This window comes from Arthrobacter nitrophenolicus (genome assembly GCF_045833485.1).
GTDB classification, from domain to species: Bacteria; Actinomycetota; Actinomycetes; order Actinomycetales; family Micrococcaceae; genus Arthrobacter; species Arthrobacter nitrophenolicus.
Genome location: NZ_CP174504.1, coordinates 3,199,630 through 3,214,248, shown reverse-complemented (window position 1 = coordinate 3,214,248; position 14,619 = coordinate 3,199,630). Strand labels below are relative to the sequence as shown.

Annotated in this window: 14 protein-coding genes; 6 read left to right on the top strand and 8 right to left on the bottom strand. The window is 68.8% G+C overall.

Features of this window, described 5'->3' with window-relative positions:
* Positions 1 to 26: 26 nt before the first annotated feature.
* The 3 genes from ACJJV6_RS14815 to ACJJV6_RS14805 form a co-directional block, all read right to left on the bottom strand.
* The gene (locus ACJJV6_RS14815; protein WP_407710512.1) at positions 27 to 1,325 is read right to left on the bottom strand and encodes a deoxyguanosinetriphosphate triphosphohydrolase; all 1,299 of its coding nucleotides are present in this window, start codon (positions 1,323 to 1,325) and stop codon (positions 27 to 29) included.
* Positions 1,326 to 1,332: 7 nt separating this feature from the next.
* A complete protein-coding gene (dusB, locus tag ACJJV6_RS14810; protein ID WP_407709320.1) occupies positions 1,333 to 2,514 on the bottom strand; it encodes a tRNA dihydrouridine synthase DusB in 1,182 nt (393 codons plus the stop codon).
* 65 nt (positions 2,515 to 2,579) lie between these two features.
* The gene (locus tag ACJJV6_RS14805; RefSeq protein WP_407709319.1) at positions 2,580 to 3,965 is read right to left on the bottom strand and encodes a YibE/F family protein; all 1,386 of its coding nucleotides are present in this window, start codon (positions 3,963 to 3,965) and stop codon (positions 2,580 to 2,582) included.
* A gap of 186 nt (positions 3,966 to 4,151) precedes the next feature.
* Between ACJJV6_RS14805 and ACJJV6_RS14800 the strand changes: the two genes are divergently transcribed.
* Both ACJJV6_RS14800 and ACJJV6_RS14795 read left to right on the top strand, forming a co-directional pair.
* Complete coding sequence (locus tag ACJJV6_RS14800) at positions 4,152 to 4,931, top strand: alpha/beta hydrolase (protein WP_407709318.1); 780 nt, start codon at positions 4,152 to 4,154, stop codon at positions 4,929 to 4,931.
* Positions 4,932 to 4,988: 57 nt separating this feature from the next.
* Positions 4,989 to 5,816, top strand: a complete 828-nt coding sequence (locus ACJJV6_RS14795; protein ID WP_407709317.1) for a lysophospholipid acyltransferase family protein — start codon at positions 4,989 to 4,991, stop codon at positions 5,814 to 5,816.
* Positions 5,817 to 5,882: 66 nt separating this feature from the next.
* Here ACJJV6_RS14795 and ACJJV6_RS14790 read toward each other — a convergent pair whose 3' ends face one another.
* From ACJJV6_RS14790 to ACJJV6_RS14780, 3 genes are all read right to left on the bottom strand, one after another.
* Positions 5,883 to 6,917 carry a GNAT family N-acetyltransferase gene (locus ACJJV6_RS14790; protein WP_407709316.1) on the bottom strand — a complete coding sequence of 345 codons (1,035 nt, stop codon included), beginning with the start codon at positions 6,915 to 6,917 and terminating at the stop codon, positions 5,883 to 5,885.
* A gap of 2 nt (positions 6,918 to 6,919) precedes the next feature.
* On the bottom strand, positions 6,920 to 8,305 hold the full coding sequence (locus ACJJV6_RS14785) for a glycine--tRNA ligase (protein ID WP_009359370.1): 1,386 nt from the start codon (positions 8,303 to 8,305) through the stop codon (positions 6,920 to 6,922).
* Between the two features lie 130 nt (positions 8,306 to 8,435).
* Positions 8,436 to 9,431: a DMT family transporter gene (locus ACJJV6_RS14780; protein ID WP_407709315.1), complete on the bottom strand. Its 996-nt coding sequence runs from the start codon at positions 9,429 to 9,431 to the stop codon at positions 8,436 to 8,438.
* Positions 9,432 to 9,463: 32 nt separating this feature from the next.
* Between ACJJV6_RS14780 and ACJJV6_RS14775 the strand changes: the two genes are divergently transcribed.
* The gene (locus ACJJV6_RS14775) at positions 9,464 to 9,694 is read left to right on the top strand and encodes an RNA-binding S4 domain-containing protein (RefSeq protein ID WP_407709314.1); all 231 of its coding nucleotides are present in this window, start codon (positions 9,464 to 9,466) and stop codon (positions 9,692 to 9,694) included.
* Positions 9,695 to 9,752: 58 nt separating this feature from the next.
* On the opposite strand, the gene ACJJV6_RS14770 is transcribed toward ACJJV6_RS14775, so the two are convergent.
* Positions 9,753 to 10,403 carry an alpha/beta hydrolase gene (locus tag ACJJV6_RS14770; protein WP_009359373.1) on the bottom strand — a complete coding sequence of 217 codons (651 nt, stop codon included), beginning with the start codon at positions 10,401 to 10,403 and terminating at the stop codon, positions 9,753 to 9,755.
* 78 nt (positions 10,404 to 10,481) lie between these two features.
* Here ACJJV6_RS14770 and ACJJV6_RS14765 point away from each other — a divergent pair, with 78 nt between their 5' ends.
* From ACJJV6_RS14765 to ACJJV6_RS14755, 3 genes are read left to right on the top strand one after another with little or no spacing between them, the layout of a single operon-like run.
* Entirely contained in the window at positions 10,482 to 11,354 is an 873-nt protein-coding gene (locus tag ACJJV6_RS14765) for an SGNH/GDSL hydrolase family protein (protein ID WP_354175505.1), read from the top strand.
* Positions 11,355 to 11,400: 46 nt separating this feature from the next.
* On the top strand, positions 11,401 to 12,579 hold the full coding sequence (locus ACJJV6_RS14760) for a winged helix DNA-binding domain-containing protein (RefSeq protein ID WP_407709313.1): 1,179 nt from the start codon (positions 11,401 to 11,403) through the stop codon (positions 12,577 to 12,579).
* A 22-nt stretch (positions 12,580 to 12,601) separates the two neighbouring features.
* Positions 12,602 to 13,108, top strand: a complete 507-nt coding sequence (locus tag ACJJV6_RS14755) for a hypothetical protein (protein WP_407710511.1) — start codon at positions 12,602 to 12,604, stop codon at positions 13,106 to 13,108.
* 3 nt (positions 13,109 to 13,111) lie between these two features.
* Here the strand turns inward: ACJJV6_RS14755 and ACJJV6_RS14750 are convergent, their stop codons facing one another.
* Entirely contained in the window at positions 13,112 to 14,596 is a 1,485-nt protein-coding gene (locus ACJJV6_RS14750; RefSeq protein ID WP_009359376.1) for a CoA-acylating methylmalonate-semialdehyde dehydrogenase, read from the bottom strand.
* Positions 14,597 to 14,619 lie beyond the last annotated feature (23 nt).

The window sequence follows — 14,619 nt, the reverse complement described above, 5'->3', positions numbered from 1 at the left end:
CACAGCGTTCATCACCACAGCGTTCATCACCACAGGGACGGCAGGCTCCCCACCAGGCGCTCGTACATGGCCAGGGCCGAACCGTCCGTCAGCGACGCCACCTGGTCGATGACCACGCGGAGCCGGGCGCCGTCGTCGGCTGCGTCCCGCCAGTCGGCGGCGAACATCGGTTCCAGGTGCCGGTCCCCCGTGGCGCTGAGCGCGGTGACGAGGGCGTGCAGCACCTCCCGCTGCCGCTCGTAGATGGGCTGCCGGTGCTCGGTGGTCATCACGAACGTGGTGGCCAGGCCCTTCATGACGGCGATCTCCATGACCGTTTCGTCCGGGACCATGAGCTGGGCGCCGTAGCGGGTGAGCCTGCCCGGTCCGTACACGGCGCGGGTGGTTTCCAGCGCGCTCTGGCAGAACCGGCCAATCAGCTGGCTGGTCATGTTCTTCAGGGCGGCCATGGACTTGCGGCTGCCGTCAGCCTCCCGGACCCACACGTCCGTGGCCTCGAGCCGGGCCAGGGCGGCATCAATTGCCGCGGGGTCGTTGTGGGGCAGGTACCACTGCTTGGCGTAGCCCACCACCCGGGCGCGGTGGTCCGGGTTGTCCATCCAGCGGAGCTGGAAGTGCCCGGCCACGATGGCGTCCTCCACGTCGTGGACGGAATAGGAGATGTCGTCCGCGAGGTCCATGACCTGCGCTTCCAGGCAGGAGCGGCGCTCGGGTGCGCCCTGGCGGATCCAGTTGAAGATGGGAAGGTCATCCTCGTAGGCACCGAACTTGCTGGTGCGCTGGCCGTGGATGACCGGGGCTTCCAGCGCGGACCACGGGTACTTGGCGGCCGCGTCCAGGCTGGCGCGGGTGAGGTTCAGTCCGGCCGGCTGTCCATCCGCGGTCAGCACCTTGGGCTCGAGGCGGGTCAGGAGCCGGAGGGTCTGGGCATTGCCCTCGAAGCCGCCGATGGCATGCGCCACCTCGTTGAGAGCCGACTCGCCGTTGTGCCCGAACGGCGGATGGCCCAGGTCGTGGCTCAGGCATGCGGTGTCAACCACATCGGGATCGCAGCCCAGGGCGCGGCCCAGTTCACGGCCCACCTGGGCCACTTCCAGGCTGTGCGTCAGGCGGGTCCGGACAAAGTCGTCGGTGTCCGGTGCCACCACCTGCGTCTTGGCCCCCAGCCGGCGCAGGGCGGAGGAATGCAGGACGCGGGCACGGTCGCGCTCGAAGTCGGAGCGGTACGTGCTCTTGGGCGGTTCCTCCACCCAGCGGGCGGAATCGTCGGCGTCGTAGGCGGCGCCCGGCACGGCGGCAGGCACGGGCAGGGGACTCTCGGCCACGGGAGTTTCAGCCACCGGAAACGTCCAGCTCCGCGGCGGCGATGTCCTGCGACTGTGCGTCGTTGAGCGCCCGCGAGTCCAGCCAGTCCTTGGGCAGCGCCGGCTTCTTCGGTGATCCTGCGCGGCCGCGCGGGCCCTCGGAATCGACGCCGGGATAGGGCACCTCAGGGTCAAGCTCGTCCAGGAGCGAGCGCAGGACCTCAAGCGTCGGCACCGTGGCGAGCTTGGCGCGCAGGTCCCCGCCCACCGGGTACCCCTTGAAGTACCAGGCCATATGCTTGCGGATCTCCCGGAGGGCCTTGTACTCGTCGCCGCCGAAGGTTTCGATCATGAGCTGTGCGTGGCGGTATACGCCGTCGGCCACCTGGCGCAGGTTGGGCCGGTGGCGCTCGTCGCTGCCCTCGAACGCGGCCTGCAGGTCACCGAACAGCCACGGCCGGCCCTGGCAGCCGCGGCCCACCACCACGCCGTCCACGCCGGTTTCGCGGACCATCCGGACGGCGTCCTCCGCGGACCAGATGTCCCCGTTGCCGAGCACGGGGATGTCCGGCAGGGCTTCGCGGAGCCGGGCGATGGCGGACCAGTCCGCCTGGCCGGAATAGAACTGGGCGGCGGTGCGGCCATGGAGCGCGACGGCGGCGACGCCGGAATCGCGCGCGATCCGGCCGGCGTCGAGGTAGGTGAGGTGGTCGTCGTCGATGCCCTTGCGCATCTTGATGGTCAGCGGGACGTTGCCCTTGGCGGCTTCCTTGACAGCGGTCTGCACGATCGAGGTGAAGAGGTCGATCTTCCAGGGCAGGGCCGAACCCCCGCCGCGCCTGGTGACTTTCGGGACGGGGCAGCCGAAGTTCAGGTCGATGTGGTCGGCACGGTCCTCTTCCACCAGCATCCGCACCGCGGCGCCCACGGTGACGGGGTCCACACCGTACAGCTGGACTGACCGGACCTTCTCGTCGTCGTCGTGGGAGATGATCCGGAGGGATTCGGGGGTCCGTTCGACCAGTGCGCGGGAGGTGACCATCTCCGCGACGTACATGCCGCCGCCGTACTCACGGCAGAGCCTGCGGAACGCGGAGTTGGTGATGCCGGCCATGGGCGCCAGGATCACCGGCGTGTCCACGGTGATGGGACCCAGCTTCAGGGGCGGGAGTTCCAGCTTGGGGGCGGGAGGAGTTGCTGCAACAGTCACCTTTCCATTGTTGCAAAGGCGGGCAAATCGGCTCCCCCGACGCCTTCAACCGCCGCCGGCAGCGGTCAGCCCCTGTCCGCCGCCCGCCGGCCGCGGCGCGTCGTTGGCGCCCCGTTATCCCCTTCGGCGCCGTCCATCCCGTCAGCGGCGCGCCTGGTCCGCCCTTCAAGTGCCGCGGCCGCGAGCGAACCAGTGTCGTCGACGTCGTCCGCCAGTTGCCGGCCGCCGTCGGCTGTCCCCGGTCCCGGCACCGGGGTTTCGGTTATTCCGGCGGCGGGCGCCGCGGGCCGGACGCCGGTCGCCTTGACCACCAGGACAGCGATCAGGGTGGTGACCGGGATGGCCAGGACAAGGCCGATGGAGCCCACCAGGGTGCGGATCACTTCCTCGGAAAGTTCGGCGCTGGTGAGTGTCTCCCCCAGCGGCCGGTCGTAGAGCATCACGATGATGAGGATGGGCAGCGCCGCGCCCGCGTAGGCAAACGCGATGGTGTACACCGTGGAGGCGATGTGGTCGCGGCCGATCCGCATGGCGGAGGTGAACAGCTTGCGTGCACTGCTGGCCGGCGCGAGTTCATAGAGCTCCCACACCGCGGACGACTGGGTAATGGTCACGTCGTTGAGCACGCCCAGGCCGGAGATGATGAGCCCGCACAGGATCACACCGGTGATGGAAATGTTGGACGACGTGTTCACCAGGGTGGTGGCATCGTGGTTGCCCACCCCGGCCAGGTTGGCGGCATCCGTGGCCCAGGCCGCCAGCAGTGCCGTAATGCCAAGGCCGAAGATGGTCCCCAGCAGCGCCGTGGACGTCCGGGCCGAGAATCCGTGGGCAAAGTACAGGACCCCGATCATGATCACCGTGGACCCCACCAGCGCCAGCAGCAGCGGCGGCTTGCCTTCAACCAGGCCGGGAAGCATGAAGCTGGCCAGGACGAAGTAAGCGCCAACCAGCCCGATCAGGGCCCTCAGGCCCCGCCAGCGTGCGACGGCGATGACCACCACCGCGTAGAGCAGTGCCAGCAGGACAATGGGCAGGGTGCGGACGAAGTCCACGAAGATGTAGGCCGGGGCGCCCTGCGAGGACGCCGCGCCCTGCGCGTTGGACAGGTTCAGGTAGCGGATCTGGTCCCCCGCCTTGACCCCGTGCGACTTGGCGACATCCGGGTTGATGACCACCTTGACCGGGCTTCCGCCCTTGTCCGGCTCAGTGTAGGCGAAGGTGCAGTCTGAGCCCTGCTGCCCCGGATTCTGCTGTGTTTGGCCTTGCTGTGTTGGGCCTTGCTGTGTTGGGCCCTGCTGTGTTGGGCCCTGTTGGGCCGCCCCCTGCATGCAGTTCTCGGTCACCACGCTTTGGATGGTGCCGGTATCGAACGTCACGCCCGGGGCCGCGGAGTACGGGTTGGCCAGGGAAATGCCTTCCTTGCTTCCCGAAGGCCAGAGCATCGCCATGCCCGCAAGTGTCAGCAGGGTGATGGGAATCAAGACCGCCGCCAGGATCCTGTTGGCTTTCCGCCGGGCAGCCATCGCCTCCGGCGTCGGCTCCGAATGACCTTGGGAAGCGTGGGAGTGTCCGGCGCCCATCAGCAGTGAAACCTCATACGTTGAACTCTACGTCCGGCACCGTAGGGTTGATAAATGGATCAGTGGGAGGTACCAGGAGTGGCCAACCGAAGCACCGATGACACCAGTGGGCAGGCGGCCGGAAGCGGTCCTGAGCCCGTCCACCAGGCCGTGCTGGGCGTCCTGGAAGCATCCGGGCCCACCCGGGGCGTTGCCCTGGTGCTGCATGGCGGCAAGTCCCACAGCCGGGAGCCGGTGGAGGCCCGGCACCTGAGTCCTGCGCGGATGGTGCCGTTCGCCAGGCACCTGCACCGGGCGGGACGGAAACACGGCCTGGCCGTATGGTCGCTGCGGAACAGCGTCCGCGGCTGGAACGGGCCGGACATGGCTCCGCTGCAGGACGCCCGCTGGGCCCTGCGGCAGATCGAGGAGCAGCATCCTGGGGTGCCCGTCTACCTGCTGGGCCATTCAATGGGCGGGCTGACGGCTGTCTGCGCGGCGGACCATCCGCAGGTGGAGGCCGTGGTGGCCCTGGCGCCGTGGCTCAGCCCGCAGACTCCCGTGGTCAACGTGGCGGGCAGGAAGGTCCTGATTGTGCACGGCACCAACGACCGCTGGACCAGCCCTTCCCAGTCGCTGGCGTTTGCGCGGCGGGCCTCTGCGGAAGCGGCCAGCATGCAGTACGTGGCGCTGCAGGGAGCAGGGCACTTCATGCTCCGGAAGGTCCGCCTTTGGCAGACCCTTGCCACCGGTTTCGTCATCAAGTCCTTCAGCGAGGGCACCGGCGCGGAGGTCCGGCCGTCCCGCGCCTTCAGCGAACTGTTGCCGGAATCGTCGGTCCAGGTCACCCTGTGACCCCGGTCCCGGTACCAGCAGCCTGACGTTTGCCTGACCCCTCCAAAGGAACCCCGCATGCCCTGGCGTCCCCCACCCAGCGACCGGTTTTACCGCTTCCTGGTGCGCACCGGCCTGTTCCTCCGGTGGGCCCTGCAGGTCAGGATCATCACTTCCGGAACGGAGCATCTGCCGGGCCCCGGACCGCATCACGGCGCTTCCCGCGCGGTGGTCCCGGGAGGCGGGGCCGTCTTCGCCATCACCCATTTCGGCTACCTGGACTTTGCCGCGGCGGAGCTCCTGCTGTGGAAACGCGAACGCGGCCAGCTGCGGTTCCTGATCCACCAGGGCGCCGCGGACCACTGGCTTGCGGGGCCGGCCATTGCAGCATCCGGGCATGTGGTGGTGGGCTACGCGGAACGCTCCGGCGCCTACGACAATGCGGTGGCCAGGCTGCGGGCCGGCGAATACCTTGCCGTGTTCCCGGAGGCAGGGGTGAGCCGGAGCTTCGTGGTCCGTGAATGCAGGACCGGCGCAGTCCGGATGGCGGCGGAAGCAGGCGTCCCGGTCATACCGGTCTCGGTGTGGGGAACGCATCGGCTGCTGACGCGGGGGCGCGGGTTTTCGCTCCGGCGGGGCTGGCGGGCACCGGTCCGGGTCCACGTGGGTGCGCCGCTGCGGTTTCCGCCGGACGTGGACGCAGAGCGCGAAACCCTGCTGCTCCGGCGCCTGCTCCAGGCCGGCGTGGACCGGTGCATCGCGGACTTTCCGCTGGCACCGGAGCCGGGTGCCTGGTGGATGCCCTCGCACCTGGGCGGCGGTGCGCCGTCGGAAGCCGAGCGGCAGGCGCTGGACGCCGGCGACGCAGCCCGCGGCCGCCGTCGTGGGCGCCGCAGCGCCGGCTGACCCGCACCTCGGCAGCGCGGAACTGCGCCGCGAGCTTTGGCTGCGGGGTCAGCCGCGCTGGCGGGGTCAGTCCGAGACGACGAGCGTTTCGGCTGCCGCGAGGCGCGCCTTGCCACTCTCCAGGAGGGGTTCGACGGCGGCGCGCAGGGCCGTCATGGAGTCGTCCAGTTCCAGCATGACCGGGTGCTGGTATGCGATCAGCGCAAGGATGTCGCGCACCGCCTCGGCAGCGTCACCGGCATCAAGGGCCGGCTCATGGCCGACAAACACGTCGGTGGGAGCCTCCGCTGGTGCCGGCTCCGGCTCCTGCCCGGGTTCCGGCGTGGCCGGTGCCGCATAGCTCACGGCGAAGGCCCGGATCCGGCCCTTCTTTCCCGGCGCGACTCCTGCACCGAAGGCCGACTCCGGCTGCGCCCGCAGCACGATGGCGCCGTGGGCGCCGGTGAGCTCGTCCAGGAACAGCTTCTGAACCTGCCCCACGGACAGCACGCCGGGCGAATCCCAGCCGTGGATGGACGTGTAGTACCTGCCCACAACGTCCGTCAGCTCCACGGATCCGGTGGCCAGGTCCATCACCACGTCGGATCCGGCGTTCTCGCCGCTGACCGGCCGTCCGCCGTAGTCCTTCTCCGGAAAGACGGGAAGCCGAAGGGCACCCGGCTCCACGATGACCAGCCGGGACCGCTGGATGGGCGACAGCCCGGCCGCCTCCGCGAAGGCCGCACCGGGGGTGCCGGGCTCCACCTTGGCGCGCAGCTTCGTCACGCCCGACGGCGCGTGTTCGGCTTCCCGCCGCAGCATGGCCAGCAGGCTGGCACCGATGCCGGCGCGCCGGTGGTCCCGGGCCACCTCGATGTAGGTCCACAGCCGCTCGGGGTGCAGCGAGGCTTCGTAGACGACGCCGGCCGCCACGGGGATGCCGACGCCGTCAAGAACGTCCTCGGCCACGATGCAGCGGCGCCACGGGGTGCCGGCTCCCCCGTTGGAGGAGACCGCGAGGGCGCCGCGGAACTGGCGGGCCTGAGCGGTTTCCGGGCCACCCCAGATCTCCAGGAGCGCCAGGTCGTCGCCTTCGCGCCATTCGCGGTATTCGATGGCCATGGCTAGGCCCCGATCAGGCGTGCGGCCAGGTAGCCCTCCACCTTGTCCAGGGAGACGCGTTCCTGGCTCATGGTGTCCCGTTCGCGGATGGTCACTGCCTGGTCCTCGAGGGTGTCGAAGTCGACGGTGATGCAGAACGGGGTGCCGATCTCGTCCTGGCGGCGGTAGCGGCGGCCGATGGCGCCGGCGTCATCGAAGTCGATGTTCCAGTTCTTCCGCAGCTGGGCGCCCAGGTCCTTGGCCTTCGGGGACAGGTCCTCGTTGCGGCTCAGCGGCAGCACGGCGGCCTTGACCGGGGCCAGGCGCGGGTCAAGCTTAAGGACGGTGCGGACGTCCACGCCGCCCTTGGCATTGGGGGCCTCGTCCTCGGTGTAGGCATCAATCAGGAAGGCCATGAAGGACCGGGTGAGCCCGGCGGCGGGCTCGATCACGTACGGGGTGTACCGCTCGTTGGTGGCCTGGTTGAAGTAGCTCAGGTCCGTGCCGGACGCCTTGGCATGGGTGGAGAGGTCAAAGTCGGTGCGGTTGGCAATGCCTTCCAGCTCGCCCCACTCCGAGCCCTGGAAGCCGAAGCGGTACTCGATGTCCGTGGTGCCCTTGGAGTAGTGGCTGAGCTTCTCCTGCGGGTGCTCGAAGAAGCGGAGGTTCTCCTCGCGGATGCCCAGGCCGGTGTACCAGGCCATGCGCTCCTTCATCCAGTACTGGTGCCATTCCTCGTCCGTGCCGGGCTCGACGAAGAACTCCATTTCCATCTGCTCGAACTCGCGGGTGCGGAAGATGAAGTTGCCCGGGGTGATCTCGTTGCGGAAGGACTTGCCGATCTGGCCGATGCCGAACGGCGGCTTCTTGCGGGACGTGGTGAGCACGTTGTTGAAGTTCACGAAGATGCCCTGGGCGGTTTCCGGGCGGAGGTAGTGCAGGCCTTCCTCGCTGGCCACGGGGCCCAGGAAGGTCTTGAGCAGGCCGGAGAATTCCTGCGGCTCGGTCCATTCGCCGCGGGTGCCGCAGTTGGCGCAGGCAATGTCCTTGAGGCCGTTTTCGGCAGGACGGCCCTTCTTTTCCTCGTACTCTTCCTCGAGGTGGTCCGCGCGGTAGCGCTTGTGGCAGGACAGGCACTCCACCAGCGGGTCGGAGAAGACCTCCACGTGGCCGGACGCTTCCCATACCTGGCGGGGCAGGATGACGGAGGAGTCCAGGCCCACCACGTCCTCGCGGCCGCGGACCACGGACTGCCACCACTGGCGCTTGATGTTTTCCTTCAACTCGGCGCCAAGGGGCCCGTAATCCCAGGCAGAACGCGAACCTCCGTAGATTTCACCGGCCTGGAACACGAAGCCCCTCCGCTTGGAGAGGGAGATGACCTGGTCGAGAACGGATTTTGCTGCCATGGGGGTAACTCCAATTTCTACCGGGCCGCTGGGTGCGGTCCGCGTTATTCAGGCCCCGGGCAACACCAGAGGTATGGCACGTCCGGCGGCCGGGCGGGGCGGATGAAGGGATGCGAAAAAGCTGCGTGTCCTAGCCTACCGGCCGCCGCCCGCGGAGCGCGCCCCGCGGCCACGGCAGGGTAGCGAGGATGATGGCGCCCAGGGTCAGCACGGTGCCCAGGACGGTGGCCGGTGCCACCACGCTGCCGGGGGCCGGCAGCACCACGTCGAGTGCGAGGGACCCGAGCAGCTGGCCGGCGATCATGCCCAGCCCGGTCACCAGCACGCCCAGGCTCCTGACCAGCAGCGCGCCCAGCCCGATGAAGACGCAGCCCATGGGCCCGCCCAGGTAGTACCACCACTCCCCCGGCAGCGGATTGCCCGGGCCCGCCACCAGCAGCTTGACGCCGAGCGCCGCCCAGAGCACCAGGCTGCCCGCCACGAAGTTGACCAGCGTGGCCGCGATGGGTGTTCCGTAGTGCATGGTGGCGGTCCCGTTCATGGCCTGCTGGAAGCTCATCAGGAACCCTGCCGCCACGGGGAGCAGGAGGGGAAGGAGAAGTCCGGCCGGGCCGCCGTCGCCGGTTGCACCGGAGCCGGCGAAGCGGGGCGATACAGCCCAGGCGACGGAGGCGATGGTCAGCACGCAGCCGATGATCCGGATGCCGGTGACCGGCTTCTTTCCGGCCGGGCCGAGGCCCAGCCGGTCCACGAGGAGCCCGCTCACCGTCTGCCCGGTGACAGTGGCCACCGTGAACAGGGCCACGCCCAGGAGGCCCACCGTGAAGGACTGGGCGAAGACAAAGAGCGCGCCGATGCCCCCGGCCAGGACGTAGATGCGGGGAAACGCCCTGGACCGGACCGCGGGAAGGATCCGGGCCAGTCCGGCGCGGCCGCGCGGCAGGAGGAGCGAGATGAGGATCATGACCAGCAGGCCTGTGCTGAAACTCACTACGGCGGCGGCAATGCCGTCATCAAGGCGCGCCCCGAGTGCACCGTTGATCCGGCCCTGGACCGGGATGGCAAGGCCGGCGCCCACCGCCAGCGGAAGGCCTGCGAGGACAGGCAGGCGGGAGGTGGAGGTCATTGAATCCACCTTACGTCAGGCATTATTGCTCTATGAGCAACCCCGTTGAGGACGTCCCCATCCGCGACAGCATGATCCGCCTGGGCCAGCTGCTGAAGCTTGCCAACCTCGTGGAGGACGGCGTGGAGGCCACCGAGCTGATCAAGAACGGGCTGGTCAAAGTCAACGGCGAGATCGATGACCGGCGCGGCCGCCAGCTGCGCAACGGCGACACCGTCACGGTGAACAACCAGACCATACGGGTCGTCGCACCGGAGGCCTGAGGCGCCGGAACGGCAGCAGAGGTGGCGGCGTAGAAGCCGCCGCCCGCCGTCGTACGCCTTACTTCTTCAGGACCTCGTGGGTGAGGAACTCGCCGACGTGCCCGATTTCCTGCTGGTTGATGCCGTGCCACATGCCGGTGTACAGCACCTTGGTCAGCTTGACGTGCTTGCGGACCCACGCCATGGTGAAGTCGATCTTGTCCGGGGTGATGACCGGGTCCTGCTGGTCGCGGCCCCAGAACATGGGCACGGTGCCGTCCAGTTCATCGTCCCGGAAGGTGGGGTCGCCGTCGGCGTCCACCACGAAGCCTGACAGGCCGACGACGGCTGCGAAGTCCGTGGGCCGCTGCCGCAGGAGGGTGGTGGCCATGGCCATGCCCATCGAGAAGCCAAGAAGCGTCACCGACGGGTGCCCCACCCGGATGGCGTCGATCCACTCCAGGACGTAGGCAGAGGCCGCCTTGACCCGCTCCAGGGAGTAGTCGATGGACGCGGTGAGCGGGAACCAGGTGAAGCCGGGGCCCATGGCGATGGGCGCGCGCACGGAGGCGACGGCGAAGTCCCCCGGCAGCAGGTCCGCGAGGCTCAGCAGGTCCTGCTCGTTGGCGCCGTAACCGTGCAGCAGCACCAGCAGCGGCTTCCCGTCACGCTGGTCCTCAGGGTGGGACCACAGGACAACAGGGGCAGGAAATACTTCGGCTTCAGTCATGGTTTCCATTCTTACAGGTAGCCGAACGGAGCAAACCTACGTTCGCGTAGCCAGCAGGCCGGAAGGCAGGATAGGACCGTGACCGACGCAAGTGCCATCCAGACTCCGCCCGCACACGCCGGATCCCACCCCTGGACCCGGTATGTGGCCATGGGTGATTCCTTTACCGAGGGCATCGGCGACCCCGAACCCTCCAGTCCTGGTGGCTACCGCGGCTGGGCCGACCGGGTGGCGGAGGAGCTGGGGCGCAGCCAGCCGGACTTTGCCTACGCCAACCTGGCTGTCCGCGGCAGGCTGCTGCAGCAGATCGTGGACCAGCAGCTGGCCCCGTGCCTGGCGCTGAAGCCGGACCTCGTCACCCTGTCCGCCGGCGGCAACGACCTGATCCGGCCCGGCGGCGATCCCGACGCCCTGGCGGAGAAGCTCGATTCCGTGGTCCAGATCCTGGCCATGGGCGGCGCCACCGTTGTCCTCTTTAATGGCCCTGATACGGGTTCCTCGGTGCTCGGCCGGATCCGGAGCAAGGTGGCCATCTACAACGAGAACCTGCGCACCGTCGCGGCTCGGCACGACGCCATCATTGCGGACATGTGGTCCCTCCGGCAGCTCAGCGACCCCCAGATGTGGGACCAGGACCGCCTGCACTTCTCACCACTCGGCCACCACACCATTGCGGCGATGGTGCTGGACGCCCTGAACGTGGAGCACGGCCTGGAACCGCTCCAGCCCAAGCCGCTTCCGCCCCGGTCGTGGCGGGAGGCGCGGTCCGGGGACCTGGTGTGGGCGCGCGAATACTTCGTCCCGTGGGTGCTGCGCCGGCTGCGGCAGCAGTCCTCCGGTGACGGCATCACCGCCAAGCGTCCGACGCCGGGTCCCGTCTTCGGCCCGGGCGTCCCCCTGGGCTCCGGCGAGGGGCCGCCGGGAAACACCGGGGCAGCCCTGCGGTCATAGGGCCGGGAAGACCGATCCCGACGGCGGCCAGTCCAAGGCGGTGGGCATGGAACCTGATGAGGTGGTGCGGCTAAGGCTGCAGGCCCAAATGCTCCGCGAGCCGCGCGCAGGGTCCCCCGGGACGGCCCTCCGCAGGCTCCTGGCGGTGCAGGCACAGGAGTTTCCCTATGCCCGCTGGAGCCTGGCTCAGCGCGTCTCGTCCACCGGACGTGCCGCTGTAACGGCCGCAGACATCGAGCAGGCCGTGGCCGACGGGACGGTCCTGCGCACCCACATCCTCCGGCCCACCTGGCACTTCGTGCACCGCGAGGACCTGCGCTGGCTTTCGGCCCTCTCCGCCCCGCGGCTCCACGGGCTCAATGCCTTAACGTACCGGCGCACCGGGATCGACGCCGCCACGGCCGGCCGGACAGCCGAAGTGCTGGCCGGCGCTGTCGCCGGCGGCAACCACCTGACCCGCGAGCAACTCGCCGAAAAGCTGCTGGCGGCCGGCTTCGAGGCCAGTGGACTGCGGCTTGCCTACATCATCATGCAGGCCGAGGTCAGCGGCATCCTGACCAGCGGGACACCTGTCCGCAGCCCGGGCGGGGCGCTCAAACAGACCTACGCCCTCTTCGACGAACGGGTTCCGGCCGGTCCGCAGCCGGCACCGGACCGGGAGGAAGCCCTGGCTGAACTCGCCTTCCGCTATTTCACCAGCCGCGGCCCTGCCACGGCCAAGGACTGCGCCGGCTGGTCGGGACTGACGGTGACGGACGTCCGGAAGGGGGTGCGACTGGCCAGGGAGGCACGGCCCAATGCGCTGGCCGCAACGATGATTGACGGCGTCGAGCATTATTTCGCGGCCGACGGCGCGGATCCGGGGAGTCAGGCCGGCGGGACTCCGGCTCCGGGACCGCGGATCGACCTGGTCCAGTGCTACGACGAATACATCATGGGCTACTTCGCCACCCGGCACTATATGGGCGGCGGCGCCCCTGCCTTTCCCGCCGCCGGCGAGCCCATCCACGTGGTGCTGCTGGATGGCCGGGCGGCAGGCTCGTGGCGGCACCGGCTGCTTCCGGACCGCTGCGAACTGGATATCCGCCTGCATGATCCCGCCGCTGCCACCACTGGATCACCGCTGGCCACCGCAGTCCAGGAAGCCGTGGACCGGTACGCCGCCTTCACCGGGCTCCCGGCCGTCCGGGTACCGTCCGGGACTAAGCTTGAAGGACACACATGAGAGGCGCAGCACCGTGAGCAACATGTTTTTCTGGATCATCATCCTGTCACTCCTGATCCCGGTGGCCATGCGGATGTACCGGAAATCGGTGGCCCGCCGGAACTACGACCAAAGCTTCCCCGGCCGCTACCCCGAACAGTTCCCCGGCGCAGGGCCGTTCCCGGGTTCCGGGCAGTTTCCCGGCTCCGCCGGTCCGCAGAGCAAGCAGCCCCGTGACGGCTACACCCAGCAGGACTACTTCGCGGGCGGGTTCCGCCAGCTGGACCGGCCGCAGCCGCTGGACAACCCGCAGCCCTTGGACAACCCGCAGCCGTTCCCCAACCAGCAACCGCTGCCCAACCAGTACGGCCAGCCGCCGGCGCAGCAGCCCGCCCCTGAACAGCCGGCTGCGCCCGCCACTCCCCCGCCGCCGTCGGCACCGCAGGGGTTCCGGGCCCGCAAGCTCGCGGAACTGGACCAGCAGTACAGCAACGGCGAACTGTCCATGGAGGAGTACATGGTCCGCCGCGGCGAGATCATGAACGGCTAGGAGTCAGTCCACCTGCGGGAATCCGAGATCGACCACCGAGGTGGACGGGTCGGGCCACCTGGTGGTCACCACCTTTCCGCGCGTGTAGAACCGGATGCTGTCCGGACCGTACATGTGGGTGTCGCCGAACAGGGAGTTCTTCCAGCCGCCGAACGAGAAGGTACCCACCGGCACGGGGATGGGCACGTTGACACCCACCATCCCCGCCTCAACGTCGAACTCGAACTGCCGCGCCGCACCGCCGTCGCGCGTGAAGATGGCGGTACCGTTGCCGAACTCGTTTTCATTGACCAGCCGCACGGCGTCGCTGTAGCTCTCCGCCCGGACCACGGACAGGACGGGGCCGAAGATCTCGTCGTCGTAGACCTTCATGCCCGGCTTGACGTGGTCTATCAGGCTGACGCCGAGGAAGAAGCCGTCCGAGTCAAACTGCTGCTCCCGGCCGTCCACCACCACGCTGGCGCCTTCGCTTTCCGCTCCGGCCACATAGGAGGCCACACGGTCGCGGTGTTCTGCGGTGATCAGCGGCCCCATCTGTGAGGACGGGTCCGTGCCGGGACCGATCTTCAGGTCCGCCATCCGGCTCTTGATGGCTGCCACGAGGTCGTCGGCGATGTTGCCCACCGCCACCAGGACGCTGACCGCCATGCACCGCTCGCCTGCCGAGCCATACGCGGCGGACACCGCAGCGTCGGCGGCCATGTCCAGGTCGGCGTCGGGCAGGACCACCATGTGGTTCTTTGCACCGCCGAGCGCCTGGACACGCTTGCCATGATCCGCAGCGCGCTTGTAGATGGACTGGGCAATGGGGGTGGAACCTACGAAGCTGACGGCCTTCACGTCACGGTGCTCCAGCAGGACGTCCACCGCTTCCTTGTCGCCCTGGACCACGTTCAGCACCCCGGGAGGCAGGCCTGCCTCCGCGAAGACCTCCGCAATGAACACAGCTGATGAGGGATCCTTCTCGCTCGGTTTGAGCAGGACCGTGTTGCCGCAGGCGAGCGCGCTGCCGATCATCCACAGGGGAACCATCGCGGGGAAGTTGAACGGCGTGATGCACGCCACCACTCCGACGGGCTGGCGGACGGAGTGCACGTCCACCCCGCCCGAGACCTGCTCGGAGTGCTCGCCCTTGAGCATGTGGGACAGCCCGGTGGCGAACTCGATGTTCTCCAGGCCGCGGGAAATCTCGCCTTCGGCGTCGGACAGCACCTTGCCGTGTTCGCTGGTAAGGATCGCGGCCAGCTCCGGCTTGCGCTTGGTCAGGATTTCGCGGACCTTGAAGAAGATCCCGCTGCGCCGGGCCAGGCTGGTGGCCCGCCAGCCGGGAAGTGCCGCCTTTGCTGCCGCAATGGCTTCCTCCACCCGGGCGCCGGACGCGAGCACCACCTGCTTTTCCTGCCGGCCGGTGGCGGGGTTGAAGACGGGGCCAAAGCGCTCTGCGTCGGTGATCCGCTGGCCGTTGATGATGTGGGGAATGGTCTGCATGGATGCCTCTTTCGAAATGGTCG